Below are 19,104 nucleotides of genomic sequence, written 5' to 3'. Positions count from 1 at the left end.
CCGCCGTCCCCTTCCCCACCCGCAGCCGCGCGGTGCCCGCCTCGCCCTTGTCCGGGCGCGCCGACAGCGCGTCCAACAGCAGCACGTCCTTCACCCGCAGGCTCGCCAGGTCCTGGCCGGAAATCTCCGCCGAGCCAATCTCCGCGCGCAGCCAGCTGCGCACCGCCGACAGACGGCTCGCGAAGGCCTCCAGGTCCGCCTTCCCCCGGGCCCGCCGCTGCGCGCTCTCCACCGCCGGCTCGGCCGCGTCCAGCACCGCCGCGGGCACCACCAGCCGCACCATGCCGCTGTGCGGCCCCAGCGTCGCGTGCAGGTGGACCGCCAGCATGGGGCCGTCATCCCCCAGCCGCGCGGAGACCTCGTCCACGCCCCGCGCCACGCCGTCCAGCCGGGGGCGCGGCACCGCCGCCTGCAGCCCCGGCACCAGCAGCTTGAGTCCCTCGAGGACGACGTAGGCCATCACGCCCTCTTCGATATCCGTCAGCGGCCTCAGGCCCACCGTCTCCCCGGCGCCGCCCAGCAGCAGGTCCACCGCCACGTGCGCCAGCGCCAGCTCCACCTCCAGCACGGCCCGGCCCTGGAGCGCCCCGGGCGCGAGCACCGCCAGGAAGGTGGGGTCACCCAGGAAGCGCCGCAGCTCCGCCATGGGCCGCACCTGGACGGACTCCACCGTCAGGCGCACCTCCGCGTCGAACACCTCCTTGAGCCGGGCCGCCACGGCCACCGCCGTGCCCTCCGCGGGCGTCAGCCACCGCAAGCGCTCCGCGAGCAGCCCCTGGGCCCGGGAGACCTTCTCCAGGTTCCTGAAGGCGAAGGGCCGCCAGCGCCGCTCCTCGCTGGCGGTGGGCTCCTCGGAGGCAAGGGATTCCCGGGGCGGCTCCTGACGCGAAGGCCGGAGCTGGCGCAGGTCCACCAGCATCGTGCGCTCATGGACGCCCGGTCCTTCGTCCTCGGATTCGAGACTCATGCCTTCGCCTCGAAGCGGACGTCTTCAAGCCGGAGCCCACGGCCACTGAGCGCGGAGCGCAGTCCCTCGCTGGCCCCCTCGAGCTGCTTGAGCACCTCGCGGTTGCTGCCGCTGAAGGTGGCCGAAATCTTCCCGTTCCGGGCGCTGACCTTGATGGACAGGCCGCTGAGCACGTCGCCCCGCAAATCAATCTGGAACTCCGCGTTGCCCGCGGCGTTGGTGCCCACGCGGACGCGGTCGACAATCTTCTGCGCAATCTCGGTGGCCAGGGCCCGCAGGCGCTCCGAGCCCGCGGTGTCCTTGGGCTTGGCCACGGGCACCGGCGCCATCAGCGCGGGGTTGAAGCGGAAGCCGGGGGCCATGGCCTCCGCCCCGCCTTCCTTCTTGTCCTTGCCGCCGCCGCTGCCCTTGCCGCCGCCAGCATCCGCGTTCGCCCGGATGGCGGCGCCGCGCTCGGAGCTGACCTGTCCCAGGGAAGACTCCGCCTTGCCCAGGTCCTTCTCCCGGCTATCGGAGGTCCGCTTTTCGTCAGTGCGCCGGGCATCCCGGGAGTCCGACGCGCGCGAGCCGCCCCGGGCCTCCGCGGCCATTCCCTGGGCCTGGGCCTGTGGCTGGGCCAGCTCCTTCATGCCGGGCTGCTGCTCCTGCTGCACCCGCTCACCAAACGTCTTGCCCTGCTGCGTGGCTCGCGCGAGCACGGCGCGCGCAAGACCGCCCTGCTGCTGCTGGGGCTGCGCGGGCGCCGGGCCCGGCGATGGGGGCGGCTGCTGGGACTGCTGCATCAGCCGCTGGAAGGCGGAGGCCCCCTCCTGGCGCTTCTTGGCCTGACCCTCGGCGAGCTTCTTCTCCTGGAGGAGGCGCTCGGCCATGCGCGCTGCTTCGCGGTCGTCGTCAACTCGGCTCATGACGTCATTCCAGGGGGATGGGGAGGGCGCAGGTTACTTGCGCTGGCGCGCCAGGAACAAGGCGTTGCCAATCTCCTCCTGGTTCAGTTCCTCACGCTGCTGTCGCTCGTACTTCACCTGCTTCTGCCAGTTCTCTCGGTGCTTCTCGATGGCCTTCAGCTCCTTCGCCGCCTCGGCCATCTCCCGCCGGCGCTGCTCCACCAGCCGTTCGGCCACCTTGACGGCCTCCCGCTGGCGCTCCACCTCCAGCGCCACCTGCGCCTCTTCGTCCTTCAGGCGCTCCTCGAAGCGGTTCATCATGTTCATGCCGTTGATGCCGGAACCCTTGAACATGACCTCCTTCAAGTAGGCGGCCACCTTCGCCTTGCGCTCGCGCTTGCGCTGCTCCAGGTCGTCGATGAGACGCTGGAGCTCCGCCTTCTCCTTCTCCAGCGCCTTGATGGCGGAGGAAAAGGCCTGCTCCGCCTCTTCCTTGGCCCGGGCGCGCATGTCCTGCAGGGCCTGCAACCGGTACGGGGGCATGTTGGCCCCATCCTAACCCGGAATCCCCGCCGCGCACCCCTGGCCGGCGCCTTACTCGTCGAACAGGGCGATCAGCTGCTCCACCGTCTCCTCGAACCCGGAGTTGGAGTGGGTGTCCTGCTTGAGGAAGTCGATGATGGCGTCGTACTTGTCGATGGCCTGATCCGTGCGGGGATCCGTCCCGTACTGGTAGGCCCCCAGCAGGATGAGGTCACGCTGCTTCTCATACGTGGAGAGCAATTCGCGCAGCCGTCCCGCCGCCTTCTTGTGGTCCTTGGAGACGATGCCGCTCATCACACGGCTGAGGCTGGCGAGCACGTCCATCGCGGGCCACTGGTTGCGCTCACCCAGGGCGCGGTTGAGGATGAAGTGACCGTCGAGAATACCGCGGACCTCGTCGGCGATGGGCTCTTCCATGTCACCGCCGGCCACGAGGCAGGTGTAGATGGCGGTGCACTTGCCCTTGTCCGAGTTGCCCGTGCGCTCCAGGATGCGCGGCAGCATGGAGAACACGCTCGGCGGGTAACCTTGACGAGCCGGGGGCTCACCCACGGCGAGGCCAATTTCACGCTGGGCACGCGCCAGACGCGTCACCGTGTCCAGCATGAAGAGCACGTTGCCGCCGCGCTCGCGGAAGTATTCGGCGATGGCGGTGGCCACGTAGGCCGCGCGCAGACGCACGAGGCTGGGCTGGTCGGAGGTGGCGCACACCAGCACGGAGCGCTTCATGCCCTCCTCGCCCATGGCGTCTTCGATGAACTCACGGACTTCGCGGCCACGCTCGCCGATGAGCGCCACCACGCAGAGGTCCGCTTTCGTGTTCCGGGCAATCTGCCCCATCAGCGTGGACTTGCCGACGCCGGAGCCGGCGAAGAGGCCCACGCGCTGGCCCTCGCCCACCGTGAGCAGCCCGTCGATGCAGCGCACGCCCAGGGGCAGTGGCCGCTCGATGCGCTGGCGGGTGAAGGGGTCCGGGCAGTCGCGGTCCACGGACCAGTCGATGAGGCCCTCGTCCGGCAACGGGTGGCCGTCCATGGGCTCGCCGATGCCGTTGAGCACGCGGCCCAGCAGGGCCTCTCCGCACTTGATGCTCAGCGGCTTGCCGGTGGGGATGACCTCGCTGTCCGGACCGATGCCGTGCAGCTCGCCCAGGGGCATGAGCATCACCTCATCCCCCTGGAAGCCCACCACCTCCGCCTTCACCGCGCCGCGGTTGCGGCTCTTGATGAGCACCAGCTCGCCCACGCGGACGTTGGGCACGCTGGCCTTGATGATGAGGCCCGTCAGCTCGGTGACGCGGCCGCGCACGCGCACGACCTGGGCTTCCTTGATGAGGTCGAAGTACCGCGAGAGGTCAATGGCCATGGGCGTGTCCCTTGACGCTCCGGCTCACGCCGGCCCTTCCTTGCGCGCGGTGTCCGGCAACAGGATGTTCTGGAGCATCTCCAGCTGCGTGGGCAGCTGGGCGTCCACCGTGCCGAACTCCGTCTGGACGATGCAGCCCACGGGGGCCACCTCGGGGTCCTCCTTGATGGCCAGGTCCACCGCGCGGCCGATGAGCTCCATCAGGACGGGCTTCTTCGCGCGGAGCACGGCCGCCGTCTTCGGGTGGACCCGCAGAATCATGGAGCGGGCGCTGCGCAGGTTTTCAATGGCCACGGCGCACAGCTCCACCATCAGCTCCGGGTCCTTCTCCAGGCTCCGGCCGATGATCTTCTCCGCCATCTTGAGCGACAGCGCGATGACGTCCTGCTCGTGGCCGCTCAGCACCTCCCCCGCCTGCATCTTCGCGCGGAGGATGATTTCGGTGGCCTGCGCCAGGCCCTCCTGACGGCCCTGCTCACGCGTCTTGGCGAGGAGCTCCTCGCGCTCACGCTGCGCCTCCGCGAGGATGCGCTCCTTCTCGCGCTGCGCCTCCTCCAGGATGGCCGACGCGCCCTGACGGGCCTCGAAGACCTCGGCGTTCATCACCCCCGCGCGGGGAGGCCGCAGCACGGGACGCTCGGGCGCGTGCGCCGGCTCCGCCGTCCCATCACCTCGAATCACCTTGCCGATCGCCATGGGCCGCTCCTTGCGGGCCGGATGCTAGCGCGTTCCGCCCTTGGGTCCACGTCCCCCCGCACCAGGAGGCACAGGACGGTCGGTACCCGACGGAGAGCGGGGACGGCGCTGGACGGACGTGCCCTCACTCCGGGGCTTGGGCATGGGCGCCAGGGACGGCGAGGTGATGGCCCGCCCCACCAGCACCCGGGGGGGACGCTCCGGCGCCGGCTCCGCCTCGGGGGGCCGGGCCCGGCCGCCTCCCTGGGCACCGGACGAGCGTGAGCGGAACACCCGGGAGACCTCCGAGTCCTCCCGCTCCGGGTCCGCCGCACGGAGCTTCATCCGAGCGGCCCGGGGCGGCTCCTCCGCCGGGCGCTGCGGCCCCCGGGGCTCGACGCGCGAGCGCTCATCGCCGGGGCGCGCCTGGACGCGCGAGCCCTCGGCCACCCGGGAGCGCTCGTCCGCAGGGCGCGCCTGGACGCGCGAGCCCTCGGCCACCCGGGAGCGCTCGTCCGCGGGGCGCGCCTGGACGCGCGAGCCCTCGGCCACCCGGGAGCGCTCGTCCGCGGGGCGGGCGTGGACCCGCGAGCCCTCGGCCACGCGGGAGCGCTCGTCTGGAACACTGGCGTGGACCCGCGAGCCCTCGGCCACGCGGGAGCGCTCTTCCACGGGGCGGGCATGGACCCGCGAGCCCTCGGCCGCCCGGGAACGCTCATCCTGGCCCGCGGCGTGGACCCGCGACCCCTCGGCCACCCGGGAGCGCTCTTCCGGCGGACGCGAGTGCACCCGGGAACCCTCGGCGGCGCGCGCTCGCTCACGCTCGGACAGCGCGTCGGGGTCCTGGGGGCGAGGCCGAGCGCCGCGCTGTCCCAGCCGCGAAGGCGGCGGACCGATGCGCGCGCCCTCTGGATCCGCGCGCGGCGGGCGCGTATCAGGCCCCTCACCCTCACGACGAGCCCCCGCGCCGCCCACCTTCGCGGGCTCACGCCGGGCCGGCATCCGCTGCACCGCGGAGCCATCCTGCCGCTTCGCGGGCGTGGCCACGCGGGACGGCTCACGCGAGGACAACACGCCCGCGTTCCGCGCCGCCCGCTCCGCCATGAAGTCCCGCCGGGCCGGTGGTGCTCCCGCCCCTGGGCGAGCCGCCCCCGGGGCCTTTCCCCGAACCGGCGGACGCGTCGGCACATCCCGCCCGGCACCCGGCGCCCCAGCGGGCGCGGACCCAGCAGGCGCGGCCCCACCAGGAGCCGCCGCCTTGGCCGCGGGTGGCGCCGCCGCCGCGGCCGCCTTCCGGGCTCCCGGTGGCGGAGGAAGCACCGCGGATTGACGCGGCGGAGGCGGTGTCGCCAGGCGAACCGGCCGCTCGATGAGGCCACGCGTGGCCAGCCGCTCCAGGTCCATCACGATGTCGGTCCGGCCGCCGTCGCCCCGCGCGGTGGGACGCACGCGCTCCTCGCGCACCCACTTCGCCAGCAGGCTTCCGAACTCACCGCGGTACTTCTCCAGCATGCGCGCGGCGAACTCCGGGGACTGCGCCACGCACGCGCGCGCCAGGCGCTGGGCCCCCGCGCTGCGCAGCGCCACCGCGGGCCGCGTCAGGCCCTCGTGCGGCTCCAACTGCGCCCGGGCGTCCTCCTCCGGCAGCTTGCGCGGAGCGTTGGCCGCCACGGCCTTGGTGGCCAGCAGCTTCAGGTCCGGCGGCAGCTGCTCCAGCATGGCCTCGCGCTCCGCGTCCGGGAGGCCCGCCAGCGCCGGCCCCAGCACACGCGCGCCCAACCGGTCGCACATGGTGAGCAGCTCCCGCTGCTGGAGCTGGAGCACGTCCGCGAACTTGAAGCCCGCGGCCTGCTGGCCCGCGACCTCGCGCGCGAGCAGCTCCTCCAGCTTCCACCGGACGATGTCCAGGACCTGCGGCCGGACCTCACGGGTCAGCTTCACGCGCGAGGGCGGCAGATGCGCGCGCACCGCCTCCGCCAGCGTGCCCGGCAGCGCGCGCAGCACCACTTCCACCAGCGCGCCCCGCTCACGTTGCAGCAGCGCGGCCAGCCGCTCCGGCTCGGCGCTCCAGAGCTGCCCACGGCGGTCCTTCACCAGCCGCTTGATTTCCTGCACCAGCGCGGGGATGCGCTTCTCGCGCGGAATCTGAAGCAGCTCCTGCGCGCGATGACGCAGGAGCGCCCCCTCCTCTTCGGGAAGGTGCTCCAAGGCGCCGAGGCTCTCCTGGCCGCAGAACGTCACGGCCGTCAGGAGCAGCATGCTCTGGCGCTTGTTGAGCGAGGTGAAGAACGAGTCCAAACGTCACCTCTCGGGCCCCACGGACGCCCGCTGGGAGAGGGAGGGAAGCCCCACCGTGAGGGGCGGTGACGTCAGGCCTCGGGAGGACGACCGCGGGCGCGCGCGCCAGTGCGCGTGGCCGGGGCGCTGGTGGAGCCGCCGCGCATGAAGGTCCACATCGTCAGGCCCAGCATCGCCAGCACCAGCACGAAGGCGCCCGCGAACATCACCTTGAACTGGCTGGCGCTGGACGCCGTCATGCGCAGCCCCAGCACGTCCTGCAGGCGGCTCTCCGAGTCCGTCTCCGCCGACGGCGGCAGGGCCTGCGTCATCAGCACCGTCACCGCGCTGGCCTTCAGCTCCGGCACCGCGGTGGCCGCGAACTGCTGCACCACCGCGGTGTCGATGGGCGGCCTGCCTCCCTCGCCCGGGCGGTACTTGATGAACACCGACGCGGAGGGCATCGGCTTGTTCTCCGGCTGCGCCAGGTCGTTGTTCTCCGGAATCATCACGATGGCGCGCGCTTCCAGCACGCCATCAATCTGATTCAGCGCATTGGAGACCTCGCCGCCCATCGCCTTGAGGAGCATGGCGCGCTCCTCCGTCGCGGTGGGCACCATGCTGCCCTTGGAGAAGTGGGCCAGGCCCTTCTCCACCGGCCGCGGCAGCGAGTTGAGCTTGAGCAGCTCCGCCGCCTGCGCGGCATCCGCCTTGGGCACGGTGATCATGAACCGCACCTCGTTGCCGCCTTCTTCCTTTTCCTTCTTGGCGGTGATGCCGTTCTTGCTGAGCAGGACGTAGATTTCGTTGGCGTCCGCTTCGCTCAGCGCGTGCTGGAGTTCGATGTGGCAGCCCGTCAGGAAGAGGAGGGCAAGAAGCGAGGCGGCAAACGCGTGCGGTCGGCGAATCATGGGCGGGTCGGAGCTTACTAGGCCCCCGAAAAACGCGGAAGGGCGCCCCCTCCCGCTCGTAGAGGGAGGGACCGCCCTTCTCAAGGCCGCGTCGCCGGGGAACCGGGGTTGAGGCCTACACCTGGGTCTTGACGACGTCCTTCAGGCCGGTGGTCGCCTTCTCCACGACCTTGCTCGTCAGGTCCAGCTGCTGCGTGTACTGGTACATGGAGGCCTGGAGCGACAGCAGCTCCGCGTTGGAGAACGCCTTGCCGCTGGAGGCCTGCTTGATGATGTGCTCCAGGTTGACCTGGCCCTTCTCCAGGTCACCGACGATCTGCGTCATCATGTCGCCCGCCTTGGACGACTTGGACGCCTCCGCCTTGGCCACCACGGGCTCGGCCGCCTTGGTCGTCACCGACTCCTGGGCACCGTGCACCTTGTTGAGGGCGGCCTTCTCCGTCTTGGTGACGCTCTCCACCTGACGCACGGCGTCCGTGCGCTGGGTGGCCTGCGCCGCCTGGGCCTTGTTCACCTGCTGGGCCGCGTCCACCTGACCGGCGCCCTGCGCCTTGTCAGCGAGAACTCCGTCGAACTTCGACGCGCCCTGCTTGTTCGTCTGCTGAGCGCCCTGATCCTGCAGCTTCTGCTGGGCGACCTGCGCCGCGGAGACTCCGGCCATCGGACCCGCCATGTGAGACCCTCCTTGCATCCGTCGGAGAAGGAGGGAGTTCCTCCTCCTCGTTCAAGAGTTCCTTGAGCCGGTCGATTGCTCGCGCATGCAGCCGCGACGCCCAGCTCTTCGACTGTCCTATCTCCGCTCCCGCCTCTTCCAGCGTCCTGCCCTGGAAGTAGTACCCCATCAGGAGCTTGCGCTCCTTCTCCGGGAGCTTCTCGATCGCCGCCCGCACCCGCGTCTTCAGCTGCTCCTGCTCCATCCGGATGTCGACGGGGAGCGACTCGTCGGTGTAACCCGCCGTGTCCGCGCCTTCGATGCTGGTGGCGAAAACCATCGCCAACCCCGTCACCGCATCCGAGATGTCATTCACATCATCGTCGAATGAGCTGCCGCGGTTGCCTGCTCCGGCCTCACGATCCGAAAGATTTCCCAGATACGCCGCCGCCCGCTCTCCCACATAGGCGCTGCGGGCGTCCGAACCGCGCAGCACGCCCATCTTCCGCAGACCGTCGAAGATGGCGCCCTTGATGCGGTAGTGCGCGAAGGTGAGGAAGTTGGCCCCGACCTTCGGATCGAACCGCTCGGCGGCCTCCAGGAGGCCTATCTGACCGTAGGCCAGCAGCTCATCCAGCTCCAGCTGGGCATTGAACTGCTTGCGCACGGTCGCAGCCAGCGACCGGACGTAGGGGCCGTACTTCTCGAGGATGACCTGCCTGTCGTCGCCCAGAGCCAAGCGCCGCTCACTCGGCCTTAGACCACAGCCGCTCGAGGACCTGATTCAGCCGCGGATCATCCTGGAGCGCGTCTGCGATTTTGTTGGTGAGGGAAGAAGACTTCATTCGGAGCTTCTCCTTCAGGACTTCGGCGACCAGGGCCTGCGTCGCCTCTTCCTTGCTCTTGAAGCCCCCATTCTTCAGCTTCCGGGCAATGGCCACCGCCTGGGAGGCCACCGGATCCGCGGCCTGGGGGCCCTGGACATTGCTGGAGCCTACCAGACCCGAGGGCCCGACAAGAGACTCCGTCCGGTCCACCCGGCCACCAAAGCTGGCGCCACCCGCCGGAGCCGCGCCGGCAGGGCCCTTCGCGCCACCCGCACGGCCCTTCCCACCGCCTCGTCCGACACCGCCGACAGCCATCGCCGTGACCTCCGTCCTACGTCTTCGCCGGAGGCAGGACTCCCGCCTCCTTGGCCTGGATGAGGGACTGCGCCAGGCGGGCACCGTCCCCGTCGGGATCCAGGTCCATGGCGGCCTTCAGCTCCTTGAGCGCCTCGGGAACCTTCCCCATGAACAGCAGCGCTTCACCCGCATGCGCCCGCGGGAGCGCGGACTGCGGGGCCAGGCGCTGCGCGACGCGGTAGGCCTGCAGGGCCTTGTCATGACGGCCCTGCGAGAACTCCACCGCGCCCAGCGCCAGCTGGGGCACCTCACTCCGGGGCATCAGCGCGGCCGCCCCGGAGAAGATCTCCTTCGCCTTGTCGAAGTGGCCCATGTCGAGCCACAGGTAACCGGCCTCCAGCAGGACCCTGGCCTGCTGGCGTCCGAGTGGGACGAGGCTGTTCGAAATCTCCGAGGTGTCCGCCATGCACGCTCCCTGGGGCGACGACGCCCGCGGTTAGCGGACGTTGCCGATGGAGTTCTTGATCGTATCGTTGCGCGACTTCATCACGTTCGAGATCGCGGTGAAAGTCTGCGACTCCTGCTGGATGGCGGCCTGCAGGTTCAGGAGCTTGGAGTTCTCCTCGGCCATCTTGTTCAGCGAGAAGTTGCCATTGACGGTGTCCGTGGTGCTGCCGGAGCCCTGCGCACCCAGCCCCAGCGGCGAGCCGGAGCCCGCCACCGCGCCACCCAGGCCGCCGCCCGCGACGACACCGCCGCCGGCCGGCGCCACCGCGCCGCTCAGGTTGCCCGCCACCGCGGTGTTCATCACGCCCGCGTACGGCGCGCCCATGCCCGAGCCACCCGTCGCGGAGAACGTGTGCATCGAGGAGACGGCGGCGGAGACAATCTGCCCGCCGGGAACCATGCCGGCCATCGCGCCCACACCCGTGCCCACGGCGCTGGCGGCGCTGTTGAGACCGTTGTGAAGCCGCGCGCCGAAACCGGTGTCCGGCGTCTGCCGCGCCGTCGTGACGTTGGTCGAGAGACGAACGTTCGGGCCCATCATGTTGTCGATCTTCGCCATTGCTTCCTCCAGGCGCTGCTTCCAGCGGAAAGGTCAGAGATCACCGATGCTCAGGATGCTCTCTCTTGCATTATCGGCGGGGGGGGCCGCCGGTTGCCTGACCCCGGAAAAAAAGCGCCTCCGGGGCAAAACCACCGTCATTTCCGGCCCTTGCCACCCTTGGACTCGGCGATCAGCCGCTCGCGGGTCTCCACCAGCATCTCCAGCAGCTCCTCCGCGCGGCCAATGGCGGCCTGGGCCTTCTTGCCCTGCTCCACCTTGGGGCCCTTGAGCTCGGTGAGGCCCGTCTTCACTCCCTCGAAGAAGCCACGGACCTCTTCCACGGAGGCCGCCTCGAGCAGCGACTCGATGGCGGGAAACGAGGGCGCGGGGAGGTCCTGCGCGGTCTGGGACGGCTTGGCGGTCGGGGGCATCGCGGAGACGGTCTCCTGTCGGGCCACCAGCCAGGCTGGCCAGTGGGCGCTGGGCCCCCCGACGGTAAGGGAAAGCCCCGCTGCCGACAAGGCGCTCCGCTCTTCCCACGACGCGCGCGGCCCCCGGACCACCGCCAGGAGAGCGAACGGCCATACCAGCAGGGGGGTGGGCAAGCCCTGTCCGCTTCAACAAGCGCACCTAGGTTTTCTCCAACGGGGGACGTCGCAGCCCCCGCCCACTCACAACAACCACAGGAGCATTTCCATGAAGAAGCTCGTTGGCGTCTTCGCCACCATCGCCATGCTTGGAAGCGGTACCGCCCTGGCCAACAACGACGAGAACAAGCCGAAGGACTCGTCGGCGGCGCAGGGAGGCTCCGGCCAGGTGGGTGAGACCGAAATCCAGAAGGACACCACCACCACCATCGAACGCGAGACGACCGCCACGCCCGCCGAGCCGGGCATGGGCGGCTCCGGCACCATGGGCCAGCAGGCCAACATGGGCCAGAAGGAGCTCAACGGCCGCGTGGTGAAGGCGGAGAGCGACAAGATCTTCGTCGACATGCAAGGCGCGGTGGTCCCCCTGGAAGTCGACCGCAGCACCACCTTCAGCGACCCGACCCTGAAGAAGGCCAAGGACCTGCGCCCTGGCCAGGAGATTCGCGCCAGCTACCAGGTGAAGGAGACCAAGAACGTCGCCAAGAGCATCTCCCTCTCGGGAACGGGCGGCGCCGGTGACCCGGCGCTGACGCCCGACTCGTCCATCAACCAGGACAGCGACATGGGCGGCTCCGGCGTGGAGCAGCACGAAGGCACCGGCGGCGCGGGAGACGACAGCACCCTGAACCCGGACACGGGCTCCAACACCTCGCCCGACACGTACTGATGCCCCACCCACGGGCATGTCAGGACCGCACCCCATGATGGGGAACTCAGGGCCCGCAGCCGCCACCCGGCTGTGGGCCCTGGCGCCATGCCGCGCGCGGACCTCCGGCGCCGTCATACCTGCATCACCGTACAGTCCATTCAGTATTGACTGAACGAAGTCCGCCGCCTAAATGCCTGCCCACCGACCCGGCCGCCACGCGTCCCACCACGGGATGCCCGGCACGGCGAGGCGTGGAGCGCGGGCATGAAGGATCTGGACAGGGCCGAGCACCGCTTCATCGAAGCGATGGGACTGTACTTCGAGCGGCGGGGCGGGACGCGCATTGGCGGGCGCATCTATGCGCTGCTGATGCTCGCGGGCGAGCCCCTGTCGAACAAGCGAATCGCCGAGCTGCTCAAGGTGAGCGCGGCCTCGGTGTCCACCAACCTCCGCGCCTGCGCGGACATGGGCCTGGTGGAACCGGCCAGCGTTCCCGGAGACCGGCAGCACTACTACGTCATCCATTCCCAGGGCTGGGAGGGCAAGCTGCGCGTCGCGGAGGAGTCGCTGAGCGCCTTCGCCCGCATCTGCTCCGAAGCCCTCGCGGTACCGCGCCTCGCTGGAAATCGCAGCTTGCGAGAAGCGTCCGCTTTCTGTGATTTCTACAAGGCCGAGCTGACAGGCATCGCCGAGCGGTGGCGCGCAGCGCATGCCCCCCGTCCGCCACGCCCCGACAAGACTCCGAAAGGACGTACCGCATGAATCCCACCGCTTCGCAGTCCGCCATCGTCTCCATCACGAACGTGACCAAGGACTACACCCTGGGGAAGGTGGTCGTCCCGGCGCTCCGGGGCGTGGATCTGGAAGTCCATGCCGGTGAGTTCATCTCCATCGCCGGGCCCTCCGGCAGCGGCAAGACGACGCTGCTCAACCTCATCGGGTGCGTCGACACCGCCACCGGCGGCGTGGTCCGGGTGGCCGGTCAGGACACCAAGCAGCTCACCGAGCGCCAGCTCACGAACCTGCGCCTCAACACCATTGGCTTCATCTTCCAGAGCTTCAACCTGGTGCAGGTGCTCAGCGTCTTCCAGAACGTGGAGTTCCCCCTGCTGCTCCAGCGCAAGCTGGACAAGGCCCAGCGCCGGGAGCGGGTGATGCAGCTCCTGGAGCAGGTGGGCCTGGCCAGCCACGCCAAACACCGGCCCAACGAGCTGTCCGGTGGCCAGCGCCAGCGCGTGGCCGTGGCGCGCGCGCTCGTCACGCGGCCCCAGCTGGTGCTCGCGGACGAGCCCACGGCCAACCTGGACTCGGTGACGGGCCAGAACATCATCGACCTGATGAAGGAGCTCAACCAGAAGGAGGGCACCACCTTCATCTTCTCCACGCACGACGCGAAGGTGATGAGCCACGCCAACGCCGTGGTGCGGCTGGCGGACGGCAAGTTCCTGGACCGCATCAGCGCCGCCGAGGCCAGCCGCGTCATGGCCGCTGGAGGCCACTGACCATGGGACAGCTCCGTTTGCTGCTGCAGGTGGCCTTCCGCAACCTGTTCTCCAGCAAGATCAACCTGCTCATCGGCGGCATCATCTTCTTCGGCACCCTGCTCGTGGTGGTGGGCGGGGCGCTGATGGACAGCATGGACAGCGCGATGAGCCGCAGCATCATCGGCAGCGTCGCGGGCCACCTCCAGGTCTACTCGGATGACTCCAAGGACCCGCTGGCCCTCTACGGCAGCATGAGCGGCGAGCCGGACCTGGCGGCGCTGGACGACTTCAGCCAGCTGCGGCCCTTCCTGGAGAAGCACCCCAACGTGAAGACGGTGGTGCCCTTGGGCACCAGCGGCGCCATCATCACCTCCGGCAACACGGTGGACCTGACGCTGGCGAACCTGCGCGAGCTCTACAAGAAGCGCGACGAGGCCGGTGAGACGCCCGAGCTGAGGGAGAGCATCGACAGCGTCAAGGGGCACGTCCGGCAGATGGTCGACCTGATGGCCGACCAGACGGCCAGGAGCGAGCAGGAGCTGGGCGGTGCCCAGAAGGACCCCGCGGAGGTGAAGGCGCTCGCCCAGGCGCGCACGGACGCGTTCTGGGACGCCTTCGAGGAGGACCCGTACGCCTCGCTGGAGCTCCTGGAGAACCGCATCGCCCCGCAGATTCCGGACGGGGACATGCTGGAGCTGCGCTACGCCGGCACGGACCTGGACGCGTTCCAGCGCACCTTCGACCGAATGGAGATTGTGGACGGCCAGCCGGTGCCCACCGGCCAGCGCGGCATGCTGCTGTCCAAGTTCTTCTACGAAGAGTTCCTCAAGATGAAGTCGGCGCTCCGGCTGGACCACATCAAGCAGGAGCGGGAGCTCAACCAGAAGCGCATCGCCACCGACCCGGAGCTGCAGCGCTGGGTGAAGGAGAACCAGGTACAGACGCGGGAGATCATCTTCCAGCTGGACCCCGTCAAGACGCGGAAGATGGTGGAGCGGCTGCAGAAGATGCTGGGCAGCCAGGAGCCCGCGCTGGACACGCTGCTGACGCAGTTCTTCACCACCGACGACGCCAACTTCGACACCCGCTACGCCCAGTTCTATTCAGAGCTGGCGCCGCTGCTGGAGCTCTACCGGCTGCGCATGGGGGACGTGCTCACCATCACCGCCTTCACGCGCACCGGCTACATGCAGAGCGTCAACGTGAAGGTCTACGGCACCTATCAGTTCAAGGGCCTGGAGAAGTCCGCCATGGCCGGCGCGCTGAGCCTGATGGACCTGATGTCCTTCCGGGACCTGTACGGCTACCTCACCGCGGACAAGAAGGCGGAGCTGGCGGCGATCCAGGCGCAGAGCGGCCTGGAAGCCCTCAGCCGGGACGAGGCCGAGGAGGCCCTCTTCGGCGAGGCCAGTGACAACGTCCTGGTGGCGGAGGCCACGTCCACCGACGTGGACGACCAGGCCGCCTTCACCGGTGACCAGGGGGCGCTCACGCGTGAGAACCTGCTCCAGCGCGTCTACACCCAGCAGGAAATCGAGCAGGGCGTGGCCCTGAGCGCGGCGGTGATGCTCAAGGATCCGGAGCTGCTGGAGCAGACGATGGTGGAGCTGCGGCAGGCGGCGAAGGACGCGGGCCTGAAGCTGCGCGTGGTGTCGTGGCAGGAGGCGGCGGGCATCATCGGGCAGTTCGTGCTGCTCGGGAAGCTGGTGCTCTACTTCGCCGTCTTCATCATCTTCGTGGTGGCGCTGGTCATCATCAACAACGCCATGATGATGGCCACCATGCAGCGCGTGCGCGAGGTGGGGACCATGCGGGCCATTGGCGCGCAGCGCTCCTTCATCCTGGGCATGGTGCTGGTGGAGACGCTGGTGCTGGGGCTGGTGTTCGGCGCGGCCGGCTCATTGGTGGGCAGCGGCATCATGGCCCTGCTCAACAGCGCCGGCATCCCCGCGGGCAACGAAGCGCTCTACTTCTTCTTCTCCGGCCCTCGGCTGTTCCCCACGCTGAGCGCCAGCAACCTGGTGGCGGCGTTCGTGATCGTCCTGGGCGTCTCCGCCATCTCCACCCTCTATCCCGCGTTCCTCGCGACCCGGGTCTCGCCCCTCCAGGCGATGCAGACGGACGAGTGAGAACATGCTCCAGCTCTTCCTCATCGCATTCCGCAACCTCGGCAACCACCGCAAGCGCACCCTGCTGCTGGGCGGCGCCATCGCCAGCGTCACCGCGCTGCTCGTCATCCTCATGGGCCTGTCCACGGGCATGAAGGAGTCGATGCTCCGCTCCGCCACCACGCTGTCCACCGGCCACGTCAACGTGGCGGGCTTCTACAAGGTGACGGCGGGCCAGGCGGCGCCCGTCGTGACGGGCTACCCGGCCATCCTGGAGCAGATCCGCAAGGACGTGCCGGAGCTGGAGTTCGCCGTCCAGCGCGGCCGGGGCTGGCTCAAGCTCGTGAGCGAGACGTCCTCCATGCAGGTGGGCGTGGGCGGCATCGACATCCAGTCCGAGCCGGGCCTCCGCCAGGTGCTGCAGCTTCGCGCGGGCACGCTGGACGGCCTGACCGAGCCCGACACGGTGCTGCTCTTCGAGAAGCAGGCGAAGAAGCTGAACGTCCAGGTGGGTGAGTCCGTGACGCTGGCCGCCCAGACGCTGCGAGGCGCCAGCAACACGGTGGACGCGCGCGTGGTGGCCATCGCGGCGGACATGGGCATGCTGAGCGACTTCGGCATCTTCGTGCCGTCAGGCACGCTGCGCTCGCTGTACCAGTTCAAGAGCGACACCGCGGGCGCGCTGCTGCTCTACCTGAAGGACATCAAACACGTGCCGGCGGTGCAGGCCCGGCTGCGCCAGACGCTGACGGCCGCGGGGCACACGGTGATGGACCATGACCCGCGCGCGTTCTTCATGAAGTTCGAGACCGTCAACCGCGAGGCCTGGACGGGCCAGCGGCTGGACATCACGAACTGGGAGGACGAAATCTCCTTCATCACCTGGACGCTCACCGCGCTCAACAGCCTCACCGGTGTGCTCATCTTCGTGCTGATGGTCATCATCGGCGTGGGCATCATGAACACGCTGTGGATTGCCATCCGGGAGCGCACCCGGGAGATTGGCACCCTGCGCGCCATTGGCATGCAGCGCACGCGCGTGCTGCTGATGTTCGTCTTCGAGGCCCTCCTGCTGGGCACGCTGGGCACGCTGGCGGGCGCCAGCGCGGGGTTGGTGCTGTGCCTGGCCGTCAACGCCATGGCGGTGCATGTCCCGGAGGTGGTGGCGGTGTTCATCATGTCGGACACGTTGAATCTGGCCGTGCACCCGTCGTCCATCCTGGGTGCCATGGCCTTCATCACCGCGTGCACCACCGCCATTTCGCTCATTCCCTCCTTCCTCGCCGCGCGGCTCAAGCCGGTGACGGCGATGCACCACATCGGGTGAACTCATGAGCCTCAAGAACATGCTGTCCGCCGCGGCGCTGGCCGTGTCGCTGCTGGCCGCGCCGGCCGCCCTGGCCCTGGAGCAGGCCGAGCAGGTGAAGCTGCTGGCCACCATCGACGACCGCCAGCGCAACGGCGGCGACTACAAGGCGATGGTGTACCTGGAGCAGAAGGAGAAGGGGAAGGCGGACCTCGTCTACGAGCTGGTCGTCTACCGCCGCGACGAGGACGACAAGCTGATGATGCTCTTCACCAAGCCCAAGGCGGAGGCGGGCAAGGGCTACCTGCGGCTGGACAAGAACCTCTGGAACTACAACCCCAACGTGGGCCGCTGGGAGCGCCGCACCGAGCGCGAGCGCATCGCCGGCACCGACAGCCGCCGCGCGGACTTCGACGAGTCGCGGCTGGCCGAGGAGTATGACCCGTCCTACGAGGGCGAGGCGAAGCTGGGCAAGTACACGGCCCACCTGCTGTCGCTGAAGGTCAAGCCCGGCGTGGATGTGGCCTACCCCGTCCTCAAGCTCTGGGTGGACAAGGCGTCCGGCAACATCCTCAAGCGGGAGGAGTACGCCCTGTCTGGCCGGAAGATGCGCACGGCGCTCTACCCCCGCTGGAAGAAGATGTTCAGCGAGTCAAAGAAGGACGACGTCTGGATTCCTGAGGAGATGCGCATCTACGACGACATCGAGAAGGGCAACTCCACCACCATCCTCGTCAAGACGGTGGACCTGCGCTCGCTGGAAGCCAACCTCTTCACCAAGGCGTGGCTCGAGAGCAAGAGCCGATGACCCCGCGCACCCTCACCCTGGCCGCGGCGCTGTCCGCGGCCCTCACCGGCGCGCCCGCGTGGGCCCAGTCCGAGGAGCGGCCCGACGAGGACGCGCTCTTCGGAGGCGGACAGGAGGAGACGCCCGCGGGCGAGGACTCGGGCCGGCCCGACGAGGATGCCCTCTTCGGCGGTGACGGCTCGGAGCCGGCGGCGGACGTGGACCCCGGCACCACCGGAGGCGCCACGGAGCGGCAGCCGCCGCTGACCGAGCCGGCCGGGGGCCGGGACGCGGACGTGCTGAACGGCCCGGCGACCCGGAGCGCCTTCGACACCGAGGACGTGCTGGATGATCCGCTGAAGATTGGCGGTCAGTTCTACCTGCGCGGCTTCATGGCGGGCAGTGAGAACACCTCGCTCCGCCAGACGTCCTTCTCCGCCCCCACGCTGGTGGACGGCTACCTCGACGCGCGCCCGTCGGACCGGATCCGTGGCTTCGTCGTGGGGCGCTTGAACTACGACCCCGCCCTGCCGCCCCGGAGTACGCCGGACGCCCCGGCGAACCCGCGCGTGCTGCTGGACCAGGCGTGGCTGCGCTTCGACTTGGAGCACGCGGTGTTCTTCACCGTGGGCAAGCAGCACGTGAAGTGGGGCACCGGGCAGATCTGGAACCCCACCGACTTCCTGTCGCCTCAACGCAGGGATCCGCTGGCCTTCGTGGACCTGCGCACGGGCGTGTCCATGCTGAAGGTGCACGTGCCCTGGGAGTCCAAGGGCTGGAACGTGTACGGCATCCTCGTCATGGATGACCTGGGCACGGACGTGGGCGCCATCACCGACCCGAGCGGAAGCCCCACGTCCCAGGCCGGCGGCGGCGACCCGGTCAACCGGCTGGGCCGCCTGGGCGGCGCGCTGCGCGCGGAGGTCCTGCTGGGGCCCGCGGAGCTGGGCGCCAGCGCGGTGGCGCAGAACGGACGCAAGCCCCGCTTCGGGCTCGACGTGTCCTCGCCGCTGGGGCCGCTGGATGTCTACGCCGAAGTGGCGCTGAAGGAAGGCACGGACCGGCCGCTGTACCGCATCCCGGAGGGGACGACGCTCGAGGACATCGCGCAGGACGGGGTCCAGGTGGAGGCGTACATTCCATCCGGGCTCACGCCGCAGATGACGGCGGGCGCGACCTACAGCTTCCCCTACGGGGAGAACGACCTGGCCGTGCTGGGCGTGGAGTACTTCTTCAACTCCACGGGCTACACCGGCTCGTTCGGGTATCCGTACCTGCTGCTGAAGGACGCCTTCAACCCGCTCTACCTGGGACGGCACTACGGCGCCGCGTACGTCTTCCTGGACCGGCCGGGGCCGCTGGAGCGGACGTCCTTCAACCTCTTCACCCTGGGCAACCTGTCGGACCGCTCGTTCACCACGCGGCTCAACGTCATGCACCGGGCGCTCACGTATCTCACGGTGGAGGCGTACGGCTCGGTGAACTACGGACGGCGCGGCGGTGAGTTCCGGCTGGCCATTGACGTGCCGGAGGGGCTCGTCGTCGACGGGCAGCCGATTCCGGCCTTCTCCGTGCCCGCGCCGACGTTCCAGCTAGGCGCGGGGCTCCGCATCAGCCTCTAAGGCCATCCAGGCGTCCTGACGTGCCCGAGGGCCGTGCTCCCCTGCTGCTGGG

At 69.5% G+C, this 19,104-nt stretch carries 20 protein-coding genes; 7 read left to right on the top strand and 13 right to left on the bottom strand.

Annotated elements, in window-relative coordinates; genetic code table 11:
* The 13 genes from HV826_RS18500 to HV826_RS18440 all read right to left on the bottom strand — a co-directional run.
* Positions 1-967: YscQ/HrcQ family type III secretion apparatus protein (locus HV826_RS18500; RefSeq protein ID WP_176418351.1), on the bottom strand; the 967-nt coding region annotated here is incomplete at its 3' end.
* Positions 964-1,872: a flagellar hook-length control protein FliK gene (locus tag HV826_RS18495; protein ID WP_176418350.1), complete on the bottom strand. Its 909-nt coding sequence runs from the start codon at positions 1,870-1,872 to the stop codon at positions 964-966. The genes HV826_RS18495 and HV826_RS18500, both read right to left, overlap by 4 nt.
* A gap of 33 nt (positions 1,873-1,905) precedes the next feature.
* Positions 1,906-2,394 carry a flagellar assembly protein FliH gene (locus HV826_RS18490; protein ID WP_176418349.1) on the bottom strand — a complete coding sequence of 163 codons (489 nt, stop codon included), beginning with the start codon at positions 2,392-2,394 and terminating at the stop codon, positions 1,906-1,908.
* A gap of 51 nt (positions 2,395-2,445) precedes the next feature.
* Positions 2,446-3,759 (bottom strand): type III secretion system ATPase SctN, encoded by a 1,314-nt coding sequence (sctN, locus tag HV826_RS18485; RefSeq protein ID WP_176418348.1) that lies wholly within the window; start codon positions 3,757-3,759, stop codon positions 2,446-2,448.
* Positions 3,760-3,783: 24 nt separating this feature from the next.
* Positions 3,784-4,455 carry a FliH/SctL family protein gene (locus HV826_RS18480; RefSeq protein ID WP_163786644.1) on the bottom strand — a complete coding sequence of 224 codons (672 nt, stop codon included), beginning with the start codon at positions 4,453-4,455 and terminating at the stop codon, positions 3,784-3,786.
* A gap of 24 nt (positions 4,456-4,479) precedes the next feature.
* Positions 4,480-6,732, bottom strand: coding sequence for a hypothetical protein (locus tag HV826_RS18475; RefSeq protein ID WP_176418347.1), 2,253 nt, complete (start codon positions 6,730-6,732; stop codon positions 4,480-4,482).
* A gap of 71 nt (positions 6,733-6,803) precedes the next feature.
* Entirely contained in the window at positions 6,804-7,622 is an 819-nt protein-coding gene (locus HV826_RS18470) for a type III secretion protein (protein ID WP_176418346.1), read from the bottom strand.
* Positions 7,623-7,737: 115 nt separating this feature from the next.
* Positions 7,738-8,283, bottom strand: coding sequence for an ATP-dependent helicase HrpB (locus tag HV826_RS18465; protein ID WP_255207991.1), 546 nt, complete (start codon positions 8,281-8,283; stop codon positions 7,738-7,740).
* Positions 8,177-9,013: a sigma-70 family RNA polymerase sigma factor gene (locus HV826_RS18460; RefSeq protein ID WP_176418345.1), complete on the bottom strand. Its 837-nt coding sequence runs from the start codon at positions 9,011-9,013 to the stop codon at positions 8,177-8,179. Before HV826_RS18460 ends, HV826_RS18465 begins: the two co-directional genes overlap by 107 nt.
* Positions 9,014-9,020: 7 nt before the next feature.
* Entirely contained in the window at positions 9,021-9,416 is a 396-nt protein-coding gene (locus tag HV826_RS18455; protein WP_176418344.1) for a hypothetical protein, read from the bottom strand.
* Between the two features lie 16 nt (positions 9,417-9,432).
* On the bottom strand, positions 9,433-9,864 hold the full coding sequence (locus tag HV826_RS18450; RefSeq protein WP_013939015.1) for a tetratricopeptide repeat protein: 432 nt from the start codon (positions 9,862-9,864) through the stop codon (positions 9,433-9,435).
* A 30-nt stretch (positions 9,865-9,894) separates the two neighbouring features.
* Positions 9,895-10,464 (bottom strand): hypothetical protein, encoded by a 570-nt coding sequence (locus tag HV826_RS18445; protein ID WP_163779344.1) that lies wholly within the window; start codon positions 10,462-10,464, stop codon positions 9,895-9,897.
* A gap of 137 nt (positions 10,465-10,601) precedes the next feature.
* A complete protein-coding gene (locus tag HV826_RS18440; protein ID WP_013939013.1) occupies positions 10,602-10,877 on the bottom strand; it encodes a hypothetical protein in 276 nt (91 codons plus the stop codon).
* A 265-nt stretch (positions 10,878-11,142) separates the two neighbouring features.
* On the opposite strand from HV826_RS18440, the gene HV826_RS18435 reads away from it, so the two are divergent.
* The 7 genes from HV826_RS18435 (at position 11,143) to HV826_RS18405 (ending at position 19,052) form a co-directional block, all read left to right on the top strand.
* Positions 11,143-11,763: an RNA-binding protein gene (locus HV826_RS18435; RefSeq protein ID WP_176418343.1), complete on the top strand. Its 621-nt coding sequence runs from the start codon at positions 11,143-11,145 to the stop codon at positions 11,761-11,763.
* Between the two features lie 246 nt (positions 11,764-12,009).
* Entirely contained in the window at positions 12,010-12,507 is a 498-nt protein-coding gene (locus HV826_RS18430) for a GbsR/MarR family transcriptional regulator (RefSeq protein ID WP_176418342.1), read from the top strand.
* Complete coding sequence (locus HV826_RS18425; protein WP_176418341.1) at positions 12,504-13,247, top strand: ABC transporter ATP-binding protein; 744 nt, start codon at positions 12,504-12,506, stop codon at positions 13,245-13,247. The genes HV826_RS18430 and HV826_RS18425 overlap by 4 nt, the downstream gene beginning before the upstream one ends.
* A gap of 2 nt (positions 13,248-13,249) precedes the next feature.
* Positions 13,250-15,358, top strand: a complete 2,109-nt coding sequence (locus tag HV826_RS18420) for an ABC transporter permease (protein ID WP_176418340.1) — start codon at positions 13,250-13,252, stop codon at positions 15,356-15,358.
* Between the two features lie 4 nt (positions 15,359-15,362).
* Positions 15,363-16,664: an ABC transporter permease gene (locus tag HV826_RS18415; RefSeq protein ID WP_176418339.1), complete on the top strand. Its 1,302-nt coding sequence runs from the start codon at positions 15,363-15,365 to the stop codon at positions 16,662-16,664.
* A gap of 4 nt (positions 16,665-16,668) precedes the next feature.
* Positions 16,669-17,451 (top strand): outer membrane lipoprotein-sorting protein, encoded by a 783-nt coding sequence (locus HV826_RS18410; RefSeq protein ID WP_176418338.1) that lies wholly within the window; start codon positions 16,669-16,671, stop codon positions 17,449-17,451.
* Positions 17,448-19,052 carry a hypothetical protein gene (locus HV826_RS18405; RefSeq protein WP_176418337.1) on the top strand — a complete coding sequence of 535 codons (1,605 nt, stop codon included), beginning with the start codon at positions 17,448-17,450 and terminating at the stop codon, positions 19,050-19,052. Before HV826_RS18410 ends, HV826_RS18405 begins: the two co-directional genes overlap by 4 nt.
* The last annotated feature ends 52 nt before the right edge of the window (positions 19,053-19,104 follow it).

This window comes from Myxococcus sp. AM010, from assembly GCF_013372585.1.
Taxonomy (GTDB): Bacteria; Myxococcota; Myxococcia; order Myxococcales; family Myxococcaceae; genus Myxococcus; species Myxococcus vastator.
This window is presented reverse-complemented; position numbering and strand designations above follow the sequence as displayed.

What these genes read in the sequence shown, in the direction of transcription:
- HV826_RS18415 (WP_176418339.1), top strand. Translation starts at nt 15,363, where the DNA reads ATGCTCCAGCTCTTCCTCATCGCATTCCGCAACCTCGGCAACCACCGC.
- HV826_RS18425 (WP_176418341.1), top strand. Translation starts at nt 12,504, where the DNA reads ATGAATCCCACCGCTTCGCAGTCCGCCATCGTCTCCATCACGAACGTG.
- HV826_RS18405 (WP_176418337.1), top strand. Translation starts at nt 17,448, where the DNA reads ATGACCCCGCGCACCCTCACCCTGGCCGCGGCGCTGTCCGCGGCCCTC.
- HV826_RS18495 (WP_176418350.1), bottom strand. Translation starts at nt 1,872, where the DNA reads ATGAGCCGAGTTGACGACGACCGCGAAGCAGCGCGCATGGCCGAGCGC.
- HV826_RS18430 (WP_176418342.1), top strand. Translation starts at nt 12,010, where the DNA reads ATGAAGGATCTGGACAGGGCCGAGCACCGCTTCATCGAAGCGATGGGA.
- HV826_RS18420 (WP_176418340.1), top strand. Translation starts at nt 13,250, where the DNA reads ATGGGACAGCTCCGTTTGCTGCTGCAGGTGGCCTTCCGCAACCTGTTC.
- HV826_RS18440 (WP_013939013.1), bottom strand. Translation starts at nt 10,877, where the DNA reads ATGCCCCCGACCGCCAAGCCGTCCCAGACCGCGCAGGACCTCCCCGCG.
- HV826_RS18450 (WP_013939015.1), bottom strand. Translation starts at nt 9,864, where the DNA reads ATGGCGGACACCTCGGAGATTTCGAACAGCCTCGTCCCACTCGGACGC.
- HV826_RS18465 (WP_255207991.1), bottom strand. Translation starts at nt 8,283, where the DNA reads ATGGCCGGAGTCTCCGCGGCGCAGGTCGCCCAGCAGAAGCTGCAGGAT.
- sctN (WP_176418348.1), bottom strand. Translation starts at nt 3,759, where the DNA reads ATGGCCATTGACCTCTCGCGGTACTTCGACCTCATCAAGGAAGCCCAG.
- HV826_RS18445 (WP_163779344.1), bottom strand. Translation starts at nt 10,464, where the DNA reads ATGGCGAAGATCGACAACATGATGGGCCCGAACGTTCGTCTCTCGACC.
- HV826_RS18470 (WP_176418346.1), bottom strand. Translation starts at nt 7,622, where the DNA reads ATGATTCGCCGACCGCACGCGTTTGCCGCCTCGCTTCTTGCCCTCCTC.
- HV826_RS18455 (WP_176418344.1), bottom strand. Translation starts at nt 9,416, where the DNA reads ATGGCTGTCGGCGGTGTCGGACGAGGCGGTGGGAAGGGCCGTGCGGGT.
- HV826_RS18490 (WP_176418349.1), bottom strand. Translation starts at nt 2,394, where the DNA reads ATGCCCCCGTACCGGTTGCAGGCCCTGCAGGACATGCGCGCCCGGGCC.
- HV826_RS18410 (WP_176418338.1), top strand. Translation starts at nt 16,669, where the DNA reads ATGAGCCTCAAGAACATGCTGTCCGCCGCGGCGCTGGCCGTGTCGCTG.
- HV826_RS18435 (WP_176418343.1), top strand. Translation starts at nt 11,143, where the DNA reads ATGAAGAAGCTCGTTGGCGTCTTCGCCACCATCGCCATGCTTGGAAGC.
- HV826_RS18480 (WP_163786644.1), bottom strand. Translation starts at nt 4,455, where the DNA reads ATGGCGATCGGCAAGGTGATTCGAGGTGATGGGACGGCGGAGCCGGCG.